Raw genomic sequence first — 21,975 nt, 5'->3', positions numbered from 1 at the left:
CGTGTATCTCTTACATAAACAAAGGAGCGAACATCATGAATATGCAGAATACTGAAAAGAAACGTACCGCTACCCGCCTGGGTGTTGCCCTGGTTTGCGCCCTGCTGACCGCCGGCCTGCTGGCTGGCTGCACCGGCAAGGATGATTCTTCCTCTTCTGCTGCAGCCAACAACTCTTCCAGCGTGTCCGCCAGCCAGGAGGACAGCAGCGTTGCCGAGGACAGCAGTGTTGCCGAAGACAGCAGCGTGGCTGAGGACAGCAGCGTAGCCGAGGATGACAGCGCCGCCGCTGAGGACAGCAGCGCCGCTTCCGATGCCGCCAGCAGCGAATCCGGCAGCGAGAGCTCTTCTCTGGAGGCCGGCAGCGAGAGCGCCAACGCCTAAACGATATTTTCCACAATTCGTGTTCTTTTTCACGACTCCTCTTTTACGATTATTCCTGCGCAGCAAAGCGCCCCGGCTTGCCGGGGCGCTTTGCCTGTTGTACGGTAAGGCAAGCCCCCGGAACCATCTGGTTCCGGGGGCTTGCCTTTTTATATTCAGCCCACAATGCGGGCGTAGGCGCGGGCGGTAAGGGCATAGACCGCCACATAGATCAGGCTGAACACCCCAAAGGCGGCCAGGCCGCATACCGCATACACGGTAACCCGGTTGGTGCCGATGCCCAGCACCGAGAGCATCCGCGTCATGGCGGGAAAAGCCGCCGCCGTGTGGATGCCCGCTGTAATAAGCGGCAGAAAGAATACGGTGAGCACCTGGGTGCGGATGGTGGCCTGCACTTCCTTGCGGCTCATGCCCACCTGCTGCAGGATGTGGAACCGCTGCCGGTCGTCGTAGCCCTCGCTGACCTGTTTGTAATAAATAATCAGCGCGGTGGCCAGCAGGAACACCAGCCCCAGCGTCAGGCCCAGGAACAGAAAGCCGCCGTACATGGCGTAGCCCTCCTGCCGGTCGGTGGCGCCGCAGTCGATCCAGCCGCTCAGGTCAGAATTCTGTATAGCATCCTGAATGGACTCTTTCAGTGCGGCGATATCGGCCATCTCGGTGCAGGCGGTGTCAAAGGCCCAGACGGTGGCAATCTCGCTGGCATGTTTCCCATAGGCCTCCTGCTGGAACTGCGCCAGCGCTTCCAGATCGGCCTGGGCGGGCACCACCAGATAGTAAACCGGCACCATATAGGCATACACGCGGCCGTCCACGATGGGGGCCTGCCAGCTGCCTACGATCTCCCAGCGGGTATCCCCGATGGTCAGGGTAGGCCAGTTCCAGGCCTCGCCATCCTGGCTGCTGAACAGCGCCTGGCCGGGTTCCAGCGTCAGGGTCTTGCCGGTAAGGCTGGTGTAGCCTTCGGCGGTGATAGCATTAAATTGGCAAACCGTACCATCCGTACCATCCAGAACCAGCACATCATCCACCAGCTGACCGGCAAAGGTAATGGACTCATACTCGTACTGGCGCAGGATCTGCACGCCGGATTCCTCCACCACCTGTTTGGCGGGGGCAGTGTCGGACAGCGAGCCGCAGAACTGCATGGGATACCGCATATCCAGCGACTGGCTGACCCCCGAGTACAGGGACACCGTACAGATCATCATGACCAGCACCATGGTGGACAGGATACAGATGCTGGCCAGGCCCGCGGCGTTCTGCTTCATGCGGTAGAGCAGACCGGACACGGTGATGAAGTGGCGGGGCTGGTAGTAGTAGCGGCGATCCCGCCGCAGGGCCTTGAGCACCGCCACGCTGCCGGCGGTGAACAGGCAGTAGGTGCCGATGATCACCAGCACCGCCGCCGGGAAGAACACCAGGATCAAAGCCACCGGGGAGGTGACCAGCCAGGCGATGGCGTATCCGCCGCCCATGGTGAGCAGGCCCAGCAGCACCAGCAGCCAGCGGGTGCGGGGTTCCCGCTCGCCTTTCTGGCCCTGGTACAGCAGCTGGATGGGGTCGGCCCGGAGAACCCGGCGCAGGTTGAGCAGCAGCGACAGCACCAGCACCCCGATGAGCCATTCGGTGCAGAAAACCAGCGCCGGGGCAGAGACGGTAAAGCCCAGGGGAACCGGCATCTGGATCAGCTTGAGCAATACCAGAAACGCCAGCTTGCCCAGCCCCAGCCCGGCGGCCAGGCCCAGCACCAGCATAGCCAGGCCGCTGAACAGCATCTCAAACACCAGCACCAGGGCCATGTGGCGTTTTTCCATACCCAGCACCGCGTACAGGCCGAACTCCTTGAGGCGCTGGCGCTGGATGAACGAGTTGATGTACAGCATGAAGATGACGCCGAAGACCATCACTACGCCCAGGCCCATGGCCATGAGCATACTGACCCAATAGCCGGCAAACATGTTGTCCAGGCCATTGTCCATGGCCAGCATGCCCACGATGTACAGCATGGCCACCGCGCCGCCCCCTGCCAGGATATAGGGAACCACAAACCGGCGGCTTTTGCGCAGGTTGGACAAAGCCAGCCGGGGATACAGCCACTTATTCATAGCGCCCGCCTCCCGCCGCGATGGCCGACAGGGTATCCGAGATGCGGCCGAACATCTGCTCGGGGGTCTGGTCCGCCCGGTAGAGCTGGTGGTACAGCTGGCCGTCCTTGATGAACAGCACCCGCTTGGCATGGCTGGCCGCCTTGGTGCTGTGGGTGACCATCAGCACCGTCTGGCCCAGCTGGTTCACCTCGTCAAAGATGCGCAGCAGGTTGTCGGCCGCGTGGCTGTCCAGCGCGCCGGTGGGCTCGTCCGCCAGCAGCAGCCGGGGCCGGGTGATCAGCGCCCGGCCCACCGCCGCCCGCTGCTTCTGCCCGCCGGACACCTCATAGGGGAATTTATCCAGCAGCTTTTCCAGCCCCAGGCTTTCGGCCAGCGGGGGCAGACGGCGGTCCATCTCCCGCACCGGCGTATTGGCCAGCACCAGCGGCAGCAGGATGTTGTCCCGCAGGGAGAAATTGTCCAGCAGATTGAAGTCCTGGAACACAAAGCCCAGATGATCCCGCCGGAACGCCGCCAGCTGCCCGGCATGGATATGGCCGGTGTCCTGCCCGTCCAGCAGCACCCGGCCGCTGGTGGGCTTGTCCAGGGTGGCCAGGATGTTCAGCAGGGTGGTTTTGCCGCTGCCGCTCTCGCCCATGATGGCCACATACTCCCCCTCCTCCACCGAGAAGGAAACGTCGCTCAGCGCCTGCACCAGATTGCCGCCGAACCGGGTGGTATAGGTCTTTTTCAGGTTTTCCACCTGTAAGATGCTCATAGTTTCGTGCCTCCTTTTGTGCGGGGCGCCCTCTTTCGGCCCCTTACAGGCATAAGTATACCCCCGCGCCGGGCAGCCTGCCATCGCGCAGGCTTACAATCGGCGGGGGGCTTGCTTACAGTTTTGCAAGGTTACTCGGCCTGCACCGTGGTGGGGGTCATATCCAGCGCAAACGCCGCCCCGCCGCCGGGCCGGTTTTCGGCGCTGATGCGGTGGCCCAGCTGGTCGGCCAGGCGGCGGCAGAGATACAGCCCTACCCCGGTGGCCCGCTTATCCGCCCGGCCCCGGCAGCCGGTATAGCCCCGCTCAAAGATGCGGGGCAGGTCGGCGGGCGGGATGCCCGGGCCGGTATCCTCCACACGCAGCACCGGGCCCGGCAGCACCCGCAGGGTAATGGAGCCCTGCGGGGTGTATTTCAGCGCATTGGAAAGCAGCTGTTCCAACATAAAGGCCAGCCATTTTTCATCGGTCAGGGCGGAAAGCTCCGTGCCCTCGTAGACAAGGGCCAGTTTCTTCTGGATAAACAGCGGGGCAAACCGGCGCACCGAGGCCCGGATCACCGGGTCCAGCGGGCAGGTGCGCAGCACCAGATCCTGGCCGCTGCTGGCCTGCAGATAGCACAGGGCCATCTCCACATACTGTTCCACCCGCACCAGCTCCGCCTCCATGGCCGCCCGGCCCGGATCGCCCCGGGTGAGCAGCCGAAGCGCTGCCAGCGGCGTTTTGATCTGATGGGCCCAGAGGGTATAATACTCCCGCATATCCTGACGGGCGGCGTCGGCGGCGCGGGCGGCGTCCACCCGGCCGGATTCCAGCGCGGCGCACAGGGCCGCGTATTCGGCTTCGGCGGGGGTGCGGGGGGCAGGCAATTCCCCCAGGCCCGCGGCCAGCTCTTCCCGCAGGCGGATCAGCTGGCGGCAGAGGGCATACTCCCGCGCCGCGCCAAGCGCCCCGGCCCCCGCCAGCACCACGGCGCACAGGGCACCGGCATAAAGCACAGGCTCCCCTTTTTCACCGTACAGCGTCAGCACGACCGCAAAGATGCCGCAGCAGACCGCCAGCAGCACCAGCCGCCCCCGCCGGGCCCAAAGATAGCCGCCCAGCCACCGCAGACCTGTTTTCATACCGTGCCTCCCACCTTATAGCCCACGCCTTTCTGGGTCTGGATAAAGTCCCGCAGGCCCGCCGCCTCCAGCTTTTTGCGCAGCCGGGCCACGTTGACCGTCAGGGTGTTTTCGTCCACATAGCTGTCGGTCTCCCACAGGCGGGTCATCAGGGTATCCCGCTCCACCACCTTGCCTTTATGCTCCAGCAGTACCTGCAGGATGCGGTTTTCGTTCTTGGTCAGGGGGATCTTCTGCCCCTGCCAGGCCAGTTCGGCGGCGGCGGTATCCAGCACCGCGCCCCCGCAGCCCAGCAGCGAGGCAGGCTGGGCAAAGTCGTAGGTGCGGCGCAGCAGCGCCTGGAGTTTTGCAATGAGCACCTCCATGTCAAAGGGCTTGGCGATGAAGTCGTCCGCCCCCATGGTCATGGCCATCACCATATTCATGTTGTCCGCCGCGCTGGACAGAAACACGATGGGCACGCTGCTGGCCGCCCGGATGCGGGTGCACCAGTGGTAGCCGCTGTACCGGGGCAGGGTGATGTCCAGCAGCACCAGATGGGGCTCGAAGGCGGCAAACTGCTCCATTACCGTTTCAAAGTTTTCCACCTGTTTTACCTCAAAGCCCCAGTTGGCCGCCTGCCGGGCCACCTCCCCGGCGATGGCCGGGTCGTCCTCCACCATCAGGATGCGATACATACCGCTTGTCCCCCTCTCGTTTGCTCTTTTTATTATACGAGATGGGAACGCGGATTGCGACAGTTTTTGCCGCCCGGGGCAAAAACTCGCCCGGCCGGGCAGCTGTGCCGGCCGGGACTTACAGGTTTACAGGGTGGCGTTAAAGGCGGCGCGCAGGGCGTTCCAGGTGGCGCTGCCCACCATGCCGTCGGCTTTCAGGCCCGCCGCGGTCTGGAACACGATCACCGCGTTGCGGGTGCCGGTTCCGAACTGGCCGTCCACCTTGAGGGAGGTGTTCTGCACCGCCCCCAGCCAGGCCTGCACGCACCGCACCGAATCCCCGGTGGAGCCCACCTTCAGCACCGTATTGGGGTAACGGGCGGCGCTGGGCAGCGGATTGCCTGCCCGGATGGCGGCGGTGGCCTCCACCAGCTTGTTCCAGGTGGTTTTGCCGGCCATGCCGTCGATGGACAGGCCCATCTCCCGCTGGAACCGGCGCACCGCCGCGCCGGTGGCGCTGCCGAACAGCCCGTCGGTCTCCGGCTTGTTGATGGATTTGTAGACGGCGGCGCACACATCCAGCTTCTGCTGCATGCTCTTGACCACCGCGCCCTTGGCGGCCGCCACGATGATGATGCCGCAGAACACCTCGCCCGCGCCCTTCTGGCCCGCCCAGGCGGTGTAGAGCGCGTCCCAGGTGTTGCGGCCGGTCTCGCCGTCGGCGGTCAGGCCCATGAGGGTCTGGAACTGGCTCACCGCCTTGGCGGTGCCGGAACCATATTTGCCGTCCACCGTCAGCTTGGGCAGGCTGGGCCAGCGGCCCTGCAGGCCATTGATCCAGGTCTGCACCATCGCGCAGTCCGGCCCCTGGGAACCGTTTTTCAGCACCGTGCCGTAGAACGGGGGCTGAGCGGTCAGGGTGATCTTCTCTTCTGTCATGGGGTATCCCCTCCCTTCGCATCAGCCTATGCCGGCAAAGGGAAAAGGGTGCGTTCATTCCGCCTGGCCGGTGATGCGCTGCCACCACTCCAGCGCGGCAAACCGCAGCACGTAGTCCCCCACCACCAGGTCGTTCTCCTCCGGGCGGGCGTAACCGCCCCCGGCCGCCGCTTCGCAGAGGGAGGGATACAGCACGCAGAACCAGTTGTGCCCGGCGGCCGCGCCGATCTTCACCTGCACCGCGTCGTACCAGCCGGCGGGCAGGGTCAGGCCGTTGGCGTAGTCGGTGGTGGGGAAATACCGGCGCACCAGCTCCGCCTGCACCGGGCAGCTCTGCCCCGCCGCCCGGACCGCTTCGGCGGCGGCAGCTTCCAGGGCGGGCAGCGCGTCGGCGGCCGCGTCCAGGGCCTGCTGCTTGTCGGCGCTGTCCGCCAGCAGCGGGGCGGCAGCCTCCAGCACCGCGTCCCGCACCTGCAGCTTCAATGCCTGGTCGGCCGCGCTGTCCGAAGCGGCCAGCACGTGCAGCCGCAGGGTATCCCCCCGCACCCGGGCGCAGAGCCGGGCAAAGCCGATCCCCTGCCAGAGTGCCGCCGTCAGCAGCCCCAGCGCCACCGCCGCCGCCAGCCGGAGGGCAATGGCCCTGTTTATTCTAAGTACCTTGGTCCACATAAAAACGCACGTCCTTTCCCGCGTTGGTCTTGCAGCGGAAGTATGGACGTGCGTATGGAAACTTATTCCTTTTTTTTGCGGGGCCGGGGGGCCAGGCGAGCGCCGCCCGCATCCGGGGCCAGCACCCACACCTGCCGGTAGACCCGGCGCAGGGCGGCCGCGGCGGCCCGGGCGGGTTCTTCGCTTTCAAACACCCCGAACACCGCCGCGCCGGAACCGGTCATCATGCTGGCCAGCGCCCCGGCTTCGTCCAGCATCCGGCGGATGCGGGGTGTTTCCCTGGCGCCGCTGCACATCTCCAGGGCGTTGCCCATCCCGGCGCAGAGGGCCCGCAGATCCCCGGCGCGCACAGCGGCTTCCAGCACATCACAGTCGGGATGCACCGGGCTTCCCATCTCATCGTACCGGGCAAAGGCCTCCGGGGTGGAAACCCCCACACTGGGCATCACCACCACGAACCGGCAGTCCGGGCAGGGGGGCAGGGCTTTCATCAGATCGCCCTTGCCCTGCACCCGGCAGGTGCCGCCCATCAGCGCAAAGGGCACATCCGCCCCCAGCTGGGCGCCCAGGGCGCAGAGTTCGCTCATGGACAGCTTGGCCCCGTACAGCTCGTTCAGGCCCACCAGCACGGCGGCCGCGTCGGCGCTGCCGCCGCCCATGCCCGCCCGCACCGGGGCGGTTTTGCGGATCTCCATCTCCACACCCGCCAGCAGGCCGGTGTAGTGGAAGAACGCCAGCGCCGCCTTGTAGGCGGTGTTCTTGTCGTTGGCGGGCACACGGCTGCCGGGCAGCCGCAGGGTCAGGTTCTGGCTGCGGCGCAGGGTGACCGTTTCATACAGGCTTACCGCCTGCATCAGCATATCCAGGCCGTGGTAGCCGCCGGGCAGGGTGCCCACCACGTCCAGCGCCAGGTTCAGTTTGGCGGGGGCGATCACGGTGACTTGATTGCGCATAACACACCTCACAGATGTCGGAACAGGGGCAGCCGCTTGACCTGGATGGCCTGCACCGGGCACATCTCATGGCAGCAGAAGCACCGGATGCAATCCGCCGGGCGGATGCGGGCTGTCTTGTTCAGCTCAATAGTATGGCGGGGGCAGATTTCGGCGCAGCGGCCGCAGCCGATGCATTTGACCGTTTCCACCACCGGGCGGGGGGCAGCCCAGCGCTCCAGCCGGGGCAGCACCCAGGCCACGGGGCCGCGGGCATGGCGGGCAAAGTCGGTATCGCCCGCGCCGTAGCTGGCGGGCAGGCGGAAGGGCGCGGGCCGGAGCAGGGTCTCGTCCCCGTCCAGCGCCTGCGCCGGAAACTCCGCCGGGCACAGGCCACGCCGGATGCCGGCGGCCAGATAGGGCACCCGCTCCGGCTCGATGCCCATGATGCGGCAGGCGGCCAGGTCCACGAGGAACGGGTCCGCGCCGCCCAGCACCAGCCCCAGCGGACGGGGGCTGCCGCCGGAGGGGCCGTCCCCCTCCATACCCACCACCCCGTCCAGGATGGTCAGGGCGGGCTGCACGGTACGGCACAGATCGGTCAGCATCTCGCCAAACCGCTCCTTATCCGGGAACCGGGTATGCCACTCGGCCTTTTTCAGCCCCGGGATGCAGCCGAACAGGTTCTTTACCGACAGGCTGGCCCCGGTCATCACGTGGGTTTTCATCTTGGGCAGGTCGATCAGGTAATCCCGCTGTGCCACCGGCTCGATCAGTTCAAACTCCCGCACAAGGCCATCGGGGGCGGCGGGTACCGTCACGCTTTTGCAGGCATCATACAGGGCGATGCCCAGCTCTTTGGCCAGGGTAGTCATGCCGGTGCCCTCGTAGAGTGCCCGCATCCGGGCGGGGGTGTACAGCCCGCCCGGGGAATCCGCCAGCAGGATATCGGTCACGCCCCGGCGGCGCAGCGCCGCCACCACCGCCCGGAGCAGGGCCGGATGGGTGGTGACCGCCTTGTCCGGCGCATGGCGGGCCAGCAGGTTGGGTTTGAGCAGCACCCGGCTGGCGGGGGTGGGCTGCTTTTCGGCGGGCAGGGCGGCAAACACCGCCTCCACCGCTGCGTCCAGCGCCGCCGCGTCCTCATAGGAGGCCACGGGGCGCACAATCACCGGGCTCAGCATCCCCGCAGCTCCCACAAAAATTCCCGGATGCGGGAGAGGGCTTCCTGCAGATGGGCCACCGAGTAGGCGTAGCTGACCCGGGCGTACCCCTCGCCGGAAGCGCCGAAGGCGGTGCCGGGCACGATGGCCACATGCTTGCGGCGCAGCAGCTGCTGGCAGAACTCGTCGCTGGACAGGCCGGTGCCCCCCACATAGGGGAACACATAGAACGCGCCGCCCGGCTCAAAGCAGGCCAGGCCCATGTTGTTGAATTCCCGCACCAGCAGGCGGCGGCGCATGTCGTACTCCTGGCGCATCTGCTCGATCTGGTCGTCGCAGTCCCGCAGGGCCACAATGGCGCCGTACTGGCTGGTGGTGGGGGCGCTCATGATGCAGTTCTGGTGCAGCTTGAGCATGACCTTGATAATGGGGGCGGGCCCGCAGGCGTAGCCCAGCCGCCAGCCGGTCATGGCGTAGGTTTTGGAGAAGCCGTTCACCACGATGGTGCGCTCGGCCATGCCGGGCAGCGAGCCAATGCTCACATGCCGGTGGGCGCCGTAGGTCAGTTCGGCGTAGATCTCGTCGGACAGTACAATTATATTGGTGTCCCGCAGCACCTCGGCCAGGGCTTCCAGATCCTGCTTTTCCATCACCGCGCCGGTGGGGTTGCAGGGGAAAGGCAGCACCAGCAGCTTGGTGCGGGGGGTGATGGCGGCTTTCAGTTCCTCGGCGGTCAGCTTGAAGCCGTTCTCCGCTTTCAGGGGCACCGGCACCGGCACACCGCCGGTCAGGCTGGTGATGGGGTCGTAGCAGACAAAGCAGGGTTCCGGGATGATGACCTCGTCCCCCGGACAGACCAGCGCCCGGATGGTCAGGTCAATGGCCTCGCTGCCGCCCACGGTGACCAGAATCTGGTTGGCCGGATCGTAGGACAGGCCAAACCGCCGGTCCATATAGGCGGCGATCTGGGTGCGCAGTTCCTTCATGCCGGCGTTGGCGGTGTAGCGGGTGCGGCCCCGCTGCAGGCTGTTGATGGCCGCGTCCCGAATGGTCCAGGGGGTCTTGAAGTCCGGCTCGCCCACGCTCAGGCTGATGCACTCCTCCATCTCGGCGGCGATGTCGAAAAACTTGCGGATGCCGGAAGGCCGCATCTGCGCCGCCAGGGGGGAGATCAGTTTCTCATAGTCCATGTTCAAAACATCGTCTCCCTTTCTTCCGGCTCATCGTCCTGGAACAGCTGGCCGTCTTTTTTATAGGTACGCAGCACAAAATGGGTGGCGGTGCCCAGCACGTCGTCCAGCGGGGACAGCCGCTTGGCCACAAACAGGGCAATGTCCTGGAAGCTCTTGCCCCGCATCACCACCTGCAGGTCGTAGCCGCCGCTCATGAGCAGCAGGCTTTCCACCTCTTCAAAGGCGGCCACGGCAGCGGCCACGTCGTCAAAGCCCCGGTCCTTCTTGGGGCGCACCCGCAGCTCGATCACCGCCTGCACCCGGCCGTCGTCGGTCTTGTCCCAGTCGATCAGGGTGTTGAAGCCCCGGATGACCCCGTCCCGCCGGTATTTGTCCATCTGCAGGGCCACTTCCTCCGCCGTGACCCCCAGCATGGCGGCCAGTTCCTCCACGCTCAGACGTGCGTTCTGCTCCAGCAGTTTCAGCATACGTTCCATTCCCGATACCATCCTTTCCCGCCCGGCAAGCCGGGTAATCTTGCAGCCTGCGGCGCTGTTTGCGCCGTGTTGCCAAATATTATAGCATATTTGCCCGCGGCCTGCTATAATTGTTATGACCTTGGCACAGATTGATCATTGGAAGGAGAACAGACATGAAAGCTGTTATCACGGTTGTAGGCAAGGACACGGTGGGCGTTGTGGCCCGCGTGGGAGGCGTGTGTGGAAATCTGAACATCAACATTGAGGACATTACCCAGAGCATTATGCAGGAGATGTTCTGCATGATCATGCTGGTGGATCTGAGCCGCTGCAATGTATCCCATGAGCAGGTGCGTGAGGCGCTGGCCGACCTGGGCAAGGAGATGGGCATGCAGGTGACCATCACCCGGCAGGAAGTTTTTGAAGCCATGCACCACATCTGATCAGGGCGGGAGAGGAAAAAGATGAGTATTCTGAACACCCGGGACATTCTGGAGACCATCCAGATGATCACCGACGAAAACCTGGACGTGCGCACCGTGACCATGGGCATCAGCCTGCTGGACTGCATCGACCCGGACCCGGCGCGCGCCTGCGAGAAGATCTACAACAAGATCACCACCAAAGCGGCGAATCTTGTGCCGGTGGTGGAGAAGATCAGCGCCGATTACGGCATTCCCATCGTGAACAAGCGCATCAGCGTGACCCCCATTGCCATGCTGCTGGGCGCGGCCCCCGAGGCCGACCCGGTGGACTATGCCAAGGCCCTGGACAAGGCGGCCAAGGCGGTGGGTGTGAACTTTATCGGCGGATTCGGCGCGCTGGTGCACAAGGGCTTTTCCGCCGGGGACGAGCGGCTGATTGAAGCCATCCCCCGCGCCCTGGCCGAGACCGACGTGGTGTGCTCCTCGGTGAACATCGGCAGCACCAAGAGCGGTTTGAACATGGACGCCATCGCCCGGATGGGCCATGTGGTGCGCAAGGCCGCCGAGCTGACCGCCGACAACCAGTGCATGGGCGCCGCCAAGCTGGTGGTGTTCTGCAACGCGCCGGAGGATAACCCCTTCATGGCGGGCGCGTTCCACGGCCCCGGCGAGCCGGACTGTGTGGTGCATGTGGGCGTTTCCGGCCCGGGCGCGGTGCGCGCGGCGCTGGCCAAGCTGCCCAAGGACGCGCCGCTGGATGAGGTGGCGGAGCTGATCAAGCGCACCGCCTTCAAGATCACCCGGATGGGCCAGCTGGTGGGCAACCTGGCGGCCCAGCAGCTGGGCGTGCCTTTCGGCATTGTGGACCTGTCGCTGGCGCCCACCCCCGCTATCGGGGACAGCGTGGCCAACATTCTGGAAGAGATGGGGCTGGAAAGCTGCGGCTGCTGCGGCACCACCGCCGCCCTGGCCCTTTTGAACGACGCGGTGAAGAAAGGCGGCGTGATGGCCTCGAACCATGTGGGCGGGCTGTCCGGCGCGTTCATCCCGGTAAGTGAGGACGACGGCATGATCAAGGCGGCCGAGCGGGGCAGCCTGAGCCTGGAAAAGCTGGAGGCCATGACCGCCGTGTGCAGCGTGGGCATCGACATGGTGGTGCTGCCCGGCGATACCCCCGCCGCGGTGATCAGCGGCCTGATCGCGGACGAAGCCGCCATCGGTATGGTAAACAGCAAGACCACCGCCGTGCGTGTGATCCCGGCCATCGGGCGCAAGGCGGGCGAGATCCTGGATTTCGGCGGGCTGCTGGGCTATGGGCCCATCATGCCCATCAGCACCTGGTCGCCGGAGGTGTTTGTGGCCCGGGGCGGCCGCATCCCGGCCCCCATGCAGGCGCTGAAGAACTGACACAGGGGTGAGGAGTATGAAACCGGCCAAACCGGCCGATCCCCGGCTTTTGTGGGGATTCTGGGTGCTGGCGGCGGCGGGCATCCTGCTGTTTGCCTTTCTGCTGCGCACCGATCTGCGTTCGGTGCACCGGCTGAACCCGGCCGCCTACACCGAACCGGCGCCGGAGGGCTTTGTGTACGAGTGCACCATCACGCCCGGCAGCGGGGTGCTGACCCTGAGCGGCTGGGCAATGGTGCAGGGCGAGGGGCCCGGCGCGGTGGACTGCCGGTATGTGCTGTATGACCCGGCACAGGATAGGTATTACCGGCTGCCCACCACCATGGAACAGAGCGAGGCGGCGGTGGCCGCCACCGGGGAATCCGGCGCGCTGTACGCGGGGCTGTACGGCTTTGCGCTGACCGAGCAGCTGCCCGCCGGGGAGCTGGAGCTCTGCTTTGCCTACCGCAGTGACGGCCACAACGCCCTGATCCACACCGGGCAGACCACAACGGGAGGCGCTGTATGAACAAATTGCGGCAGGGGCTGCGGAATCCGCTGACCCCCTTTGTTGTGTTCGGTCTGCTGACGCTGGTGTGGCATCTGGGCCTGGTGATCGTGGACGCGGACGAAATTTTTTACGGCAGCATCCTGGGGCAGCAGTCCCTGGTGAAATTTCTGATAGAGCATTACCAGACCTGGTCTTCCCGCACGGTGATCGAGACGCTGTTCTGCGTCTTCTCCACCCTGCCCCGCTGGGTCTGGCGGCTGGCGGACAGCGCCGTGGTGCTGGGGCTGGCCCTGGCGCTGGGACGGCTGCTGCGGGGACAGAACGCCCCCGACAGCCGGGAAAACTGGCTGCTGGCATTTCTGCTCTGGCTGTATCCCTGGTGGTACCTGAGCACCGCCGGCTGGGTGGTGACCACCCTGAACTACCTGTGGCCGCTGGCCGGGCTGTGCCTGGGCTTTCTTGCCCTGGACGGCTGGGGCGGCCGGTGGGGCATCGCGGCGGCCATCCTGGGAATGGTGTGCGCGGTGAACATGGAGCAGACCATGGTGCTGGCCATCCTGCTGCTGGCCTGCTGGGGCGGCTGGCGGGTATTCCACAAGCTGCCCCTGCCCCGGCTGTTCTTTGCCGAGGCGGCGCTGGCGCTGGCGGGGCTTGCCTACATGCTGGCCTGCCCGGGTTCGGCCATGCGCACCGAGAACGAGATCGTATCCTACTACAAGGATTTCGGGATGCAGTCCTTCCTGTCCAAGGTGGAGGCGGGCGTATCCGGCGCCCTGGGCGAGATGTTCCTGGACCGGAATCTGCTGTACGCGCTGTTCCTGATGATTCTGGCGGCGGTGGTATGGCAGGTCAGCCGCAACTGGCTGTACCGGGCGGCGGCGCTGGTGCCGCTGGCGGTGGAGCTGAGCCTGGGGCTGCTGTTCCGCCATTACAAGGACCTGGTTCCGGCGCTGCGGGACGCGGTGGCTGCGGCCCGGGGCGTGGGCACGGTGCATGTGTCCAACTGCAACCAGCTTACCGCCTGGATTCCCTTTCTGCTGCTGTGCGGCTGCTTTGCCCTGGTGTGCGGCTGTGCGTACATCGCGCTGGGCCACACCCCGGAGGCCTTTGCGGCGCTGGCGGTACTGCTGAGCGGCTTTGCCACCCGGGCGGCCATCGGGTTCACCCCGGCGGCGGCGGTATCCGGGGAGCGCACCGGTTTTCTGTTCGCCATCGCGGCGGCGGTATGCGGCGTGCTGGTGGGCCGTCGGCTGCGGCTGGAGAAGCTGTGGCAGAAAGTCCTGGCGGCGGTGATCCTGCTGCCTCTTCTGAGCGTGCAGTTCATCTCCCTGTGGGAAATCTGAACGGTATCAGGGCCGCCCCGCTTTGCGCGGGGCGGCCTTTTTTGCGTGCGCCGGGTATAAGCCCTTTCTTTTCCGGGCAGACTATGCCAAGGAAGGAGGGAGAACCTGACGTGGGTATCTTCAATAAAATCTGTCTGCTGCTTTTGATTCTGGGCGGCATAAACTGGGGCCTGATGGGTCTGTTCACCTTTGACGCGGTGGGCTGGCTGTTCGGCGGCACCGCGTCGCTGATCAGCCGGATCGTGTTCACGGTGATCGGCGCGGCGGCACTTTGCGCTATTCCCGGCCTGTTTGCCCCCGGCCCGGACGATGCCAAAAGCGACGGCATGGCCTGAGCGCATACAAGAAAGACGCACGGTTTTTGTGTAACCAAAACCGTGCGTCTCTTTTTGTGCGGGATAAAAGGCCGCGCCCCGGCGCTGCTGACGCCGGGGCGCGGGAAAGGATGGTCGCCGGAAAACGGTCAGTCCACCAGGGTGGGAACTGCGTCCGGCGGGATGGGGCATACATAACCGCTGGCAGCGGCCTGCTCAAACTCGGCCCGGGCGGCGGCCAGCAGTTCCGGCTGCTCGTACAGGTCGATGGCGGCGGCGGCCAGAACCCGGCCCGCCTGCAGCAGAGCCTTGTGGGCCAGTGCGGTGGCGCCGCAGCTGACCGCCTGCCAGCTGTGGCCGGGGGTGCCGTTGGGCCAGGAGGCCAGGTGGATCTGGCCGGTGGGGGTCTGCCAGCTCACATCCCCCACATCGGTGGAGCCGGGCTCAAAGGCCGGGCCGCCATAATAGGGGGCCAGGAACTCGTTCATGGCATGGCCGGCGGCCTGCTGCATGGCCTGCACCTGGCTGGCCAGCTCGGTGCTGTTGGCCGCGGCAATGCTCGGCACCGGCGCGCCGGCCGGGCAGGTGGCGGCCAGCTTGTCCGCAAAGGCCAGTTCTTCCGGGGTATAGTGGGGCACGCCCAGTGCCTGGAAGTTGGCATACAGCACCTTCTCCAGCGTGTGGTTGGGCACCGTGTCGGCCAGGCCGTCGATGAATTTTTTGGTCAGGGTGGTGCCGGTCATCAGGGCCGCGCCCTGCGCAATGTCGTCCACCCGCTTCTGCAGTTCCACGGCTTCGGCCACCTTGTTGGACCGCACCATGTAGAGCACCGAGGCCTCGGCCTGCACCACGTTGGGGCTGCGTCCGCCCGCGTCGGTAATGGCGTAGTGCACCCGGCACTTGTCGCCCATGTGCTCCCGCAAGAACTGCACACCGATGTTCATGAGCTCCACCGCATCCAGGGCGCTGCGGCCCCGTTCCGGCTCGCCCGCCGCGTGGGCGGCCAGCCCATGGAAGAAATACTGGGTCTGGATGCAGGAGTTGGTGGACCCGGTGACCACCTCGTTCACCGTGTCCGGATGCCAGGTCAGGGCCGCGTCCAGGTTGCGCCAGACGTTGTCCCGGGCCATGAAAGCCTTGGCGGCGCCGCCCTCTTCACCGGGGCAGCCGTAGAACTCCACCGTGCCGGGGCGGCCGGTGGCCTGCAGATATTCCTTGATGGCCACCGCGGCAGCCATGCTGCCCGCCCCCAGCAGGTTGTGGCCGCAGCCGTGGCCGCAGCCGCCCGGGGTGCGGGGCACAGGTTCGGTGGCGCCCGCCTGCTGGGACAGCCCGCTCAGCGCGTCGTACTCGGCCAGAATGCCGATCACCGGTTTACCGCTGCCCCACCGGGCACAGAACGCGGTGTCGATGCCGGCCACGCCCCGCTCCACCGCAAAGCCCAGCTGTTCCAGCTCGGTGCAGTAAAGCTCGGCGGAGCGATGCTCCTGCAGGCTCAGTTCCGCAAAATCCCAGATCGCGTCGCTCAGGCGGCAGATCCGGTCCGCGTACCGGTCAATGGCCGCCAGGGCGGCCTGTTTGTTCGTTTGTTCCATTGTGGGTTCGCCTCGGTTCACAGCACCTTGCTCAAAAACTCCCGCAGACGGGGGTGCTGGGGATGCTCAAAGATATCGGCAGGGGTGCCCTGTTCCAGCAGCTTGCCGTCCGCCATGAACAGCACCCGGTTGCCCACTTCACGGGCAAAGCCCATCTCGTGGGTGACCACCACCATGGTCATGCCTTCCCGGGCCAGCTCCTTCATAACGTCCAGCACTTCGCCGACCATCTCCGGGTCCAGGGCGCTGGTGGGCTCGTCAAACAGCATGACCTCCGGCTCCATCATCAGCGCGCGCACAATGGCCACGCGCTGTTTCTGGCCGCCGGACAGCTGGATGGGGTACGCGTCGGCGCGGTCGGCCAGGCCTACCCGCTCCAGCAGCTTTCTGGCCTTTTCCTCGGCTTCGGGTCGGCTCATGTGCAGCACCTTCACCGGGGCCAGGGTCATGTTGTCCAGAATGGTCATATGGGGGAACAGGTTGAAATGCTGGAACACCATGCCCATCTTCTGACGGTGTTTGTCGATGTCCAGCTTGACCATCTTGCCGGCCTCGTTGCGCACCTTTTTCTTGGTGATGTCCACCCCGTCGAATACGATGGCGCCGCCGGTGGGCTCCTCCATCAGGTTCAGGCTGCGCAGGAAGGTGGATTTACCGGAACCGGAAGGCCCGATCACCACCATCACGTCGCCCTTGTTGATGTCCACGGTGATGCCGTCCAGCGCCTTGATGGCGCCCCGGTTGTAGTGCTTTTTGAGGTCTGTGACCTGGATCAGATTATCGACGGTCGCCACGGCGCATCCTCCTTTCAAAATAGGCAATGATCTTGCTGGTGGGGAAGGTCAGGCAGAAGTAGAGGGCAGCCACGACCAGCAGCGGCTCCAGCACCAGGAAGGTGCCGGCCTGGGCGGCCTTGACGGCGGCCATCAGATCCGCCACGCCGATGGTGTAGGTGATGGCGGATTCCTTGATGATGGTTACAAACTCGTTGCCGATGGCAGGCAGGATATTCTTGATGGCCTGGGGCAGCACGATAAACCGCATGGTCTGGCCCTGGTTAAGGCCCAGCGAGCGGGATGCCTCGGTCTGGCCCCCGTCCACCGACTGAATGCCCGCCCGGATGATCTCGGACAGGTACGCGCCGGAGTTCAGTGCCAGGGCCACCACGCCGGGCAGGAAACGGTTAAGTTTCAGAAAGCCCAGCACCGTGACCGAAGGCAGGTTGATCACATCCTTGCTGAACACCACCTGATAGACGATGAACAGCTGCACCAGCATGGGGGTAGCCCGGATTACCTCCACATAGACGGCGGCGATAAAGCTGATGGGGTTGAACCGGCTGACAACAGCCAGGAAGCCCTCCTCCCGCATATGGCCGTCCGGGGTCATGGCCAGGAATCGCAGGGGACGGAAGTTGCTCATCCGCATGACCGCCAGCACCAGCGCCAGCATAAAGCCCAGGATGACCGTAAACAGGGAAAGATAGACCGTGCAGAGCATGCCTTCCTTGAACATCTGGGCGTATTGGAAGGTCTTTTCAAAGCCGACGGCAGAAATGCTCATGGCAGAAACTCCTTTCGGGGGGTTCGTTCTGGAATGACGATTCCTCCCCGCCGGAGGACGGAGAGGAATTGTCGGTCATACAAGTCTGTGCCGGTAAATCAGGCGGCAGAGGAGGCGCTGGCATCCTCCAGCAGGCCCTCGTAGGTCTCGCCGGAAGCCAGTTCGTTGGCCTCGGCCACGAAGGTGTCCATGCTGCCGTCAGCCAGGGCGGCGGCAATGGCCTCGTTCACGCCGGCCAGCAGGGCTTCGTTGCCCTTGACCACGCCGATGGAGGAACCCTCCACCTCGTAGGGCACGTCGAAAGCAATGTACAGGTCAGGGTAGTTCTTCTGATAGCTCTCGGCCACCACGGTTTCAATGAAAGCGGCGTCCAGCTTGTCGCCCAGCAGGTCGGCGATCACGTCGGTCACCTTCGCCAGGGTCACCACGTCGGCGTCGGGGGTGTTCTCCATAGCCAGGTCATACTGGATGGAGCCCAGCTGAGCGCCGATGCTCAGGGAAGCGTCGTTCAGGTCGGCCAGGGAGGACCACTTGTCCTTGTTGGCCTGCACGGTCACCAGAGACTGGCCGCCCTGGTAGTAGATGTCGGAGAAGTCCATAGCCTCCATACGGTCAGGGTCCGGGCTCAGGCCGGCCATACCCAGGTCCACGTTGCCGGCGGTCACTTCAGCCAGCACGCCGTCAAAGTCCATGGGGATGACTTCCAGGGTCAGGCCCAGATAATCGGCGATGTACTGCGCCAGGGCCATATCAAAACCGGCCAGCTGGGCGTTGCCGTTCTCGTCGATGGCGTAGAATTCGTAGGGGGCGAAGTCCGGGCTGGTAGCCACGGTGAGCTTACCGTCGGTGACGGTGGTCAGTTCTTCCTTCCACCAGCCTTCGGGCTTCTCCTCAGCAGCGGAAGAATCCCCGGCGGCGGCGCTGCTGCCGGTGGCAGCAGAAGAACCAGTTTCGGAGCCGGAAGCAGCATTGCCGCAGCCGGCCAGCAGGCTGACCAGCAGAGTCAGCGCACAAACAATAGCGAATACCTTTTTCATGATTGATCCCATCCTTTCCAGTCGCGTTTGACTGTATATGCAGTATACATGAATATTCATGCATTTGCAATAGGTAAAGCAGCCGAACTATCCTCTTATTTTCCTGATTTTTCTGTGCAATATCCTGCAATTCACTTTAACCAAGCGAATTATCATGCATATTTTATGCATATATGCAGGAAATACAGGATTGACGGGCAGTGCCGGCAGCGGGTATACTGACCAAAAAAGGAGGGCTGCGGTATGGAACGGCTTCTGATTACCGGGGCAAACGGATTTCTGGGCAGCCGGGCAGCGGAATACTTTTCCGCCCGGCGCGGCTGGCAGGTACAGGCGGTGGGCCGCCGGGAGATGGATCTGACCGACCCGGCGGCGGTGGAACGGGTGTTCCGGGAATTTGGCCCCACCCGGGTGCTGCACACGGCGGCGGTATCCGACGTGGGCGCCTGCGCCGCTGACCCGGCGGGCAGCGAGCGGATCAATGTGGAGGGCACCCGGCTGATTGCTGAGGCCTGCGGCAAGGTTGGGGCCCGGCTGGTGTTCTGCAGTTCCGACCAGGTGTACCTGGGGCGGCCGGGCCGGGAAAACGGCGGCCCTTATAAAGAGGAAGAGCCCTGCGCCCCGGTGCAGCCCTATGGGCAGCAGAAGCTGGCCGCCGAAAGCCTTTGTGCAGCGCTGGCCCCGGGCGCAGTGAGTCTGCGGCTGACCTGGCTGTACGATGCCCGGCCCTATCCCTGCCGCCGGGGCGATCTGGCCCAGACGCTGCGGCGGATGGCGCAAAGCAGCCAGAGCACAGAGTTTGCCGCCGCCGACCGGCGGGGCGTGACCGACGTGTGGGAACTGCTGGCCAACCTGCCCGCTGCCTTTGATCTGCCGGGCGGGGTGTGGAACTGGGGCAGCCCCAACGAGGCCGGGCTGCCCATCTGCGAACTGGCCCGGCGAGGTCTGGCGGCGCTGGGCGCGGATCCGGGGCTGGCCCGGCCCAAGGACTACCCGCCCCGGGAACTGCGGATGGACCCGTCCAAAACCCGGGCCGCGGGGATACGGTTCGCGGACAGCGCCGAGGCGCTGGTACGGGCGCTGCAGTTTTGACAGAAAAAGGGAGGAACCCGTCCGGGTTCCTCCCTTTTCTATTCTATAAGGTATAGAGATTACCGCTCTTTGCTGTCGATCTCGGCGCGGATCTGGGCGATGAAGTCCTCCACGCTCATGACGCCGCCCTTTTCTTCCTTGCGGGCGCGCACGGCTACCTGGCCGTTCTCCATCTCCTTGTCGCCAACCACCAGCATATAGGGGATCTTCTTCAGCTGGGCCTCGCGGATCTTGTAGCCCATCTTCTCGCTGCGGTAGTCGGCCTCCACCCGGATGCCGGCCGCGTCCAGCTTCTCTTTCAGCTCACGGGCGTAGTCATGCTGCCGGTCGGTAATGGGCACGATCATGACCTGGGTGGGCATCAGCCAGGTGGGCAGGGCGCCGGCGTACTTCTCCAGCAGCAGGGCCAGGGTACGCTCGTAGCAGCCGATGGAGGTACGGTGGATGATATAGGGGGTGTGCTCCTGGCCGTCCTCGCCGGTGTAGACCATGCCGAACTTCTGGGCCAGCAGCATGTCGATCTGGATGGTGATCAGGGTGTCTTCCTTGCCGAACACGTTCTTGATCTGGATATCCAGCTTCGGGCCGTAGAAGGCGGCCTCGTCGATACCCACCTTGTACTCCAGGCCCAGGTGATCCAGGATCTTCTTCATCAGGCCCTGGGCTTCCTCCCACTGCTCGGCGGTGCCCTCGTACTTATCCTTGCGGTTGGGGTCCCACTGGCTGAACCGGTAGCTTACATCCTCGGCCAGGCCCAGGGTCTCCAACATCTCCTTGGCCAGCTCCAGGCAGCCGCGGAACTCCTGCTCCAGCTGATCGGGACGCAGCACGATGTGGCCCTCGCTGATGGTGAACTGACGCACACGGATCAGGCCGTGCATCTCGCCGGAGTCCTCGTTGCGGAACAGGGTGGAGGTCTCACCCAGGCGCATGGGCAGGTCACGGTAGCTGCGCTTGCGGTTCAGGTACACCTGATACTGGAACGGGCAGGTCATGGGACGCAGGGCAAAGCACTCCTTGGTTTCGTCGTGGGGATCGCCCAGGATGAACATGCCGTCCAGATAGTGGTCCCAGTGGCCGCTGATCTTGTACAGTTCCCGCTTGGCCATCAGCGGGGTCTTGGTCAGCAGGTAGCCCCGCTTCTGCTCGGTGTCCTCCACCCAGCGCTGCAGCAGCTGGATGGCACGGGCGCCGTTGGGCAGCATGACCGGCAGGCCCTGGCCGATCACATCCACGGTGGTGAAGTATTCCAGTTCACGGCCGATCTTGTTGTGGTCTCGCTTGAGGGCCTCCTCCTGCTGCTTCAGGTACTCCTCCAGCTGGCTGGCCTTGGGGAAAGCGATGCCGTACAGACGGTCCAGGCTGTCCCGGGACGCATCGGCGCGCCAGTAGGCGGCGGCCACCTTGGTCAGCTTGACCGCCTTGATGGCGCCGGTGCTCATCAGGTGGGGGCCGGCGCACAGGTCGGTGAAGTCACCCTGCTGGTACACGGTCAGCTCCCAGCCCTTTTCGGCGTACTCTTCCAGCAGCTCCAGCTTGTAGGTCTGGCCGGCAAAGATCTGGCGGCCCTCCTCCACGGTGATGGTGCGCTTCTCCAGCGGCAGGTCGGCCTTGACGATGGCCTTCATCTCCGCTTCAATGGCGGCAAAGTCGGACGGGGTCAGGGTGCGGTCAGCCTTGATGTCGTAGTACCAGCCGTTTTCCAGCGCGGGGCCGATGCCGAAGTGCGCGCCCGGGAACAGGTGCTGCACCGCCTGGGCCATCACATGGGCAGCGGTGTGCCAGAAAGCATGCTTGCCGCCCTCGTCCTCAAAGGTCAGGATTTCCAGGGCGCAGTCCTTATTCAGCGGGGTGCGCAGGTCGCACACTTCCCCGTTCACCTTGGCGGCGCAGGCGCTCTTGTACAGGCCCATGCCGATGCTCTTGGCCACGTCGGCGGCGGTGACGCCCGCCTCGTACTGCCGTACCGTGCCTTTCAGATCCACATTGATCATTGTCGTTTCCTCCATTCTTCGTTTGTTTTCCGCACGCCCTTGGGGCGGCGGGAATGAAAAAAGCCGCTTCATCCCGCAACTGCTGCCACGGGATGAAGCGGCGGTATGCACGCTCCACGGTTCCACCCGGATTGCGCCCTGTGAACAGGGTGCCTCTCGTTGTCGGCTGTAACGGGCCTGCCCGGCGGGGGTTCGCCCCCGCAGTTCCGCGGTTGGTAAGACCGGGCACCGCGCAAGGCCGCTCACAGCACGCTCCGGGGAGCGGCGGCCCTCTCTGCTGCGGCGGATGCGCCCGGCTCATGGCCGCATCGACACCTTTTGCAAGATGAA

General features: G+C 64.8%; 22 protein-coding genes. 7 read left to right on the top strand and 15 right to left on the bottom strand.

Annotated elements, in window-relative coordinates; translation table 11 throughout:
• The first annotated feature begins 35 nt into the window (after positions 1-35).
• Positions 36-383, top strand: a complete 348-nt coding sequence (locus tag B5E65_RS06155) for a hypothetical protein (RefSeq protein WP_087170891.1) — start codon at positions 36-38, stop codon at positions 381-383.
• 155 nt (positions 384-538) lie between these two features.
• Here the strand turns inward: B5E65_RS06155 and B5E65_RS06150 are convergent, their stop codons facing one another.
• From B5E65_RS06150 to B5E65_RS06105, 10 genes are all read right to left on the bottom strand, one after another.
• The gene (locus B5E65_RS06150) at positions 539-2,491 is read right to left on the bottom strand and encodes an FtsX-like permease family protein (RefSeq protein ID WP_087170890.1); all 1,953 of its coding nucleotides are present in this window, start codon (positions 2,489-2,491) and stop codon (positions 539-541) included.
• Positions 2,484-3,251, bottom strand: coding sequence for an ABC transporter ATP-binding protein (locus B5E65_RS06145; RefSeq protein WP_087170889.1), 768 nt, complete (start codon positions 3,249-3,251; stop codon positions 2,484-2,486). Before B5E65_RS06145 ends, B5E65_RS06150 begins: the two co-directional genes overlap by 8 nt.
• A 131-nt stretch (positions 3,252-3,382) precedes the next feature.
• Positions 3,383-4,375, bottom strand: a complete 993-nt coding sequence (locus tag B5E65_RS06140) for a sensor histidine kinase (protein ID WP_087170888.1) — start codon at positions 4,373-4,375, stop codon at positions 3,383-3,385.
• A complete protein-coding gene (locus B5E65_RS06135) occupies positions 4,372-5,052 on the bottom strand; it encodes a response regulator transcription factor (RefSeq protein WP_087170887.1) in 681 nt (226 codons plus the stop codon). Before B5E65_RS06135 ends, B5E65_RS06140 begins: the two co-directional genes overlap by 4 nt.
• Positions 5,053-5,178: 126 nt before the next feature.
• Positions 5,179-5,970: a peptidoglycan-binding domain-containing protein gene (locus tag B5E65_RS06130; RefSeq protein WP_087170886.1), complete on the bottom strand. Its 792-nt coding sequence runs from the start codon at positions 5,968-5,970 to the stop codon at positions 5,179-5,181.
• 54 nt (positions 5,971-6,024) lie between these two features.
• On the bottom strand, positions 6,025-6,639 hold the full coding sequence (locus tag B5E65_RS06125; RefSeq protein ID WP_087170885.1) for a stage II sporulation protein R: 615 nt from the start codon (positions 6,637-6,639) through the stop codon (positions 6,025-6,027).
• A 62-nt stretch (positions 6,640-6,701) separates the two neighbouring features.
• Positions 6,702-7,592 carry a 4-(cytidine 5'-diphospho)-2-C-methyl-D-erythritol kinase gene (gene ispE, locus B5E65_RS06120; protein ID WP_087170884.1) on the bottom strand — a complete coding sequence of 297 codons (891 nt, stop codon included), beginning with the start codon at positions 7,590-7,592 and terminating at the stop codon, positions 6,702-6,704.
• Between the two features lie 8 nt (positions 7,593-7,600).
• On the bottom strand, positions 7,601-8,755 hold the full coding sequence (locus tag B5E65_RS06115) for a DUF362 domain-containing protein (protein WP_087170883.1): 1,155 nt from the start codon (positions 8,753-8,755) through the stop codon (positions 7,601-7,603).
• On the bottom strand, positions 8,749-9,924 hold the full coding sequence (locus B5E65_RS06110; RefSeq protein WP_087170990.1) for a pyridoxal phosphate-dependent aminotransferase: 1,176 nt from the start codon (positions 9,922-9,924) through the stop codon (positions 8,749-8,751). The genes B5E65_RS06115 and B5E65_RS06110 overlap by 7 nt, the downstream gene beginning before the upstream one ends.
• A 2-nt stretch (positions 9,925-9,926) precedes the next feature.
• Positions 9,927-10,403, bottom strand: a complete 477-nt coding sequence (locus B5E65_RS06105; RefSeq protein ID WP_087170882.1) for an Lrp/AsnC family transcriptional regulator — start codon at positions 10,401-10,403, stop codon at positions 9,927-9,929.
• A gap of 155 nt (positions 10,404-10,558) precedes the next feature.
• Between B5E65_RS06105 and B5E65_RS06100 the strand changes: the two genes are divergently transcribed.
• The 5 genes from B5E65_RS06100 (at position 10,559) to B5E65_RS06080 (ending at position 14,385) form a co-directional block, all read left to right on the top strand.
• Positions 10,559-10,828: an ACT domain-containing protein gene (locus B5E65_RS06100; protein WP_087170881.1), complete on the top strand. Its 270-nt coding sequence runs from the start codon at positions 10,559-10,561 to the stop codon at positions 10,826-10,828.
• A 21-nt stretch (positions 10,829-10,849) separates the two neighbouring features.
• Positions 10,850-12,217: a PFL family protein gene (locus B5E65_RS06095; RefSeq protein ID WP_087170880.1), complete on the top strand. Its 1,368-nt coding sequence runs from the start codon at positions 10,850-10,852 to the stop codon at positions 12,215-12,217.
• A gap of 16 nt (positions 12,218-12,233) precedes the next feature.
• Positions 12,234-12,725 carry a hypothetical protein gene (locus B5E65_RS06090; protein ID WP_087170879.1) on the top strand — a complete coding sequence of 164 codons (492 nt, stop codon included), beginning with the start codon at positions 12,234-12,236 and terminating at the stop codon, positions 12,723-12,725.
• Positions 12,722-14,050 carry a DUF6056 family protein gene (locus B5E65_RS06085; protein WP_087170878.1) on the top strand — a complete coding sequence of 443 codons (1,329 nt, stop codon included), beginning with the start codon at positions 12,722-12,724 and terminating at the stop codon, positions 14,048-14,050. The genes B5E65_RS06090 and B5E65_RS06085 overlap by 4 nt, the downstream gene beginning before the upstream one ends.
• A gap of 110 nt (positions 14,051-14,160) precedes the next feature.
• Positions 14,161-14,385, top strand: coding sequence for a DUF378 domain-containing protein (locus tag B5E65_RS06080; RefSeq protein ID WP_087170877.1), 225 nt, complete (start codon positions 14,161-14,163; stop codon positions 14,383-14,385).
• 128 nt (positions 14,386-14,513) lie between these two features.
• Here the strand turns inward: B5E65_RS06080 and B5E65_RS06075 are convergent, their stop codons facing one another.
• From B5E65_RS06075 to B5E65_RS06060, 4 genes are all read right to left on the bottom strand, one after another.
• A complete protein-coding gene (locus B5E65_RS06075; RefSeq protein WP_087170876.1) occupies positions 14,514-15,959 on the bottom strand; it encodes a M20 family metallopeptidase in 1,446 nt (481 codons plus the stop codon).
• 17 nt (positions 15,960-15,976) lie between these two features.
• Positions 15,977-16,735 carry an amino acid ABC transporter ATP-binding protein gene (locus tag B5E65_RS06070; RefSeq protein ID WP_204656902.1) on the bottom strand — a complete coding sequence of 253 codons (759 nt, stop codon included), beginning with the start codon at positions 16,733-16,735 and terminating at the stop codon, positions 15,977-15,979.
• Between the two features lies 1 nt (position 16,736).
• Positions 16,737-17,522, bottom strand: coding sequence for an amino acid ABC transporter permease (locus B5E65_RS06065; RefSeq protein WP_087170874.1), 786 nt, complete (start codon positions 17,520-17,522; stop codon positions 16,737-16,739).
• Positions 17,523-17,620: 98 nt separating this feature from the next.
• On the bottom strand, positions 17,621-18,559 hold the full coding sequence (locus B5E65_RS06060) for a transporter substrate-binding domain-containing protein (RefSeq protein WP_087170873.1): 939 nt from the start codon (positions 18,557-18,559) through the stop codon (positions 17,621-17,623).
• 243 nt (positions 18,560-18,802) lie between these two features.
• On the opposite strand from B5E65_RS06060, the gene B5E65_RS06055 reads away from it, so the two are divergent.
• The gene (locus B5E65_RS06055; RefSeq protein WP_087170872.1) at positions 18,803-19,651 is read left to right on the top strand and encodes an SDR family oxidoreductase; all 849 of its coding nucleotides are present in this window, start codon (positions 18,803-18,805) and stop codon (positions 19,649-19,651) included.
• Between the two features lie 59 nt (positions 19,652-19,710).
• On the opposite strand, the gene thrS is transcribed toward B5E65_RS06055, so the two are convergent.
• Entirely contained in the window at positions 19,711-21,645 is a 1,935-nt protein-coding gene (gene thrS, locus B5E65_RS06050) for a threonine--tRNA ligase (RefSeq protein ID WP_087170871.1), read from the bottom strand.
• Between the last annotated feature and the right edge of the window lie 330 nt (positions 21,646-21,975).

The organism is Gemmiger sp. An120 (assembly GCF_002160955.1).
Lineage (GTDB): Bacteria > Bacillota > Clostridia > Oscillospirales > Ruminococcaceae > Gemmiger_A > Gemmiger_A avium.
This window is presented reverse-complemented; position numbering and strand designations above follow the sequence as displayed.

What these genes read in the sequence shown, in the direction of transcription:
- B5E65_RS06105 (WP_087170882.1), bottom strand. Translation starts at nt 10,403, where the DNA reads ATGGAACGTATGCTGAAACTGCTGGAGCAGAACGCACGTCTGAGCGTG.
- ispE (WP_087170884.1), bottom strand. Translation starts at nt 7,592, where the DNA reads ATGCGCAATCAAGTCACCGTGATCGCCCCCGCCAAACTGAACCTGGCG.
- thrS (WP_087170871.1), bottom strand. Translation starts at nt 21,645, where the DNA reads ATGATCAATGTGGATCTGAAAGGCACGGTACGGCAGTACGAGGCGGGC.
- B5E65_RS06060 (WP_087170873.1), bottom strand. Translation starts at nt 18,559, where the DNA reads ATGAAAAAGGTATTCGCTATTGTTTGTGCGCTGACTCTGCTGGTCAGC.
- B5E65_RS06125 (WP_087170885.1), bottom strand. Translation starts at nt 6,639, where the DNA reads ATGTGGACCAAGGTACTTAGAATAAACAGGGCCATTGCCCTCCGGCTG.
- B5E65_RS06150 (WP_087170890.1), bottom strand. Translation starts at nt 2,491, where the DNA reads ATGAATAAGTGGCTGTATCCCCGGCTGGCTTTGTCCAACCTGCGCAAA.
- B5E65_RS06140 (WP_087170888.1), bottom strand. Translation starts at nt 4,375, where the DNA reads ATGAAAACAGGTCTGCGGTGGCTGGGCGGCTATCTTTGGGCCCGGCGG.
- B5E65_RS06100 (WP_087170881.1), top strand. Translation starts at nt 10,559, where the DNA reads ATGAAAGCTGTTATCACGGTTGTAGGCAAGGACACGGTGGGCGTTGTG.
- B5E65_RS06090 (WP_087170879.1), top strand. Translation starts at nt 12,234, where the DNA reads ATGAAACCGGCCAAACCGGCCGATCCCCGGCTTTTGTGGGGATTCTGG.
- B5E65_RS06135 (WP_087170887.1), bottom strand. Translation starts at nt 5,052, where the DNA reads ATGTATCGCATCCTGATGGTGGAGGACGACCCGGCCATCGCCGGGGAG.
- B5E65_RS06145 (WP_087170889.1), bottom strand. Translation starts at nt 3,251, where the DNA reads ATGAGCATCTTACAGGTGGAAAACCTGAAAAAGACCTATACCACCCGG.
- B5E65_RS06095 (WP_087170880.1), top strand. Translation starts at nt 10,850, where the DNA reads ATGAGTATTCTGAACACCCGGGACATTCTGGAGACCATCCAGATGATC.
- B5E65_RS06055 (WP_087170872.1), top strand. Translation starts at nt 18,803, where the DNA reads ATGGAACGGCTTCTGATTACCGGGGCAAACGGATTTCTGGGCAGCCGG.
- B5E65_RS06155 (WP_087170891.1), top strand. Translation starts at nt 36, where the DNA reads ATGAATATGCAGAATACTGAAAAGAAACGTACCGCTACCCGCCTGGGT.
- B5E65_RS06085 (WP_087170878.1), top strand. Translation starts at nt 12,722, where the DNA reads ATGAACAAATTGCGGCAGGGGCTGCGGAATCCGCTGACCCCCTTTGTT.
- B5E65_RS06110 (WP_087170990.1), bottom strand. Translation starts at nt 9,924, where the DNA reads ATGGACTATGAGAAACTGATCTCCCCCCTGGCGGCGCAGATGCGGCCT.
- B5E65_RS06075 (WP_087170876.1), bottom strand. Translation starts at nt 15,959, where the DNA reads ATGGAACAAACGAACAAACAGGCCGCCCTGGCGGCCATTGACCGGTAC.
- B5E65_RS06065 (WP_087170874.1), bottom strand. Translation starts at nt 17,522, where the DNA reads ATGAGCATTTCTGCCGTCGGCTTTGAAAAGACCTTCCAATACGCCCAG.
- B5E65_RS06115 (WP_087170883.1), bottom strand. Translation starts at nt 8,755, where the DNA reads ATGCTGAGCCCGGTGATTGTGCGCCCCGTGGCCTCCTATGAGGACGCG.
- B5E65_RS06130 (WP_087170886.1), bottom strand. Translation starts at nt 5,970, where the DNA reads ATGACAGAAGAGAAGATCACCCTGACCGCTCAGCCCCCGTTCTACGGC.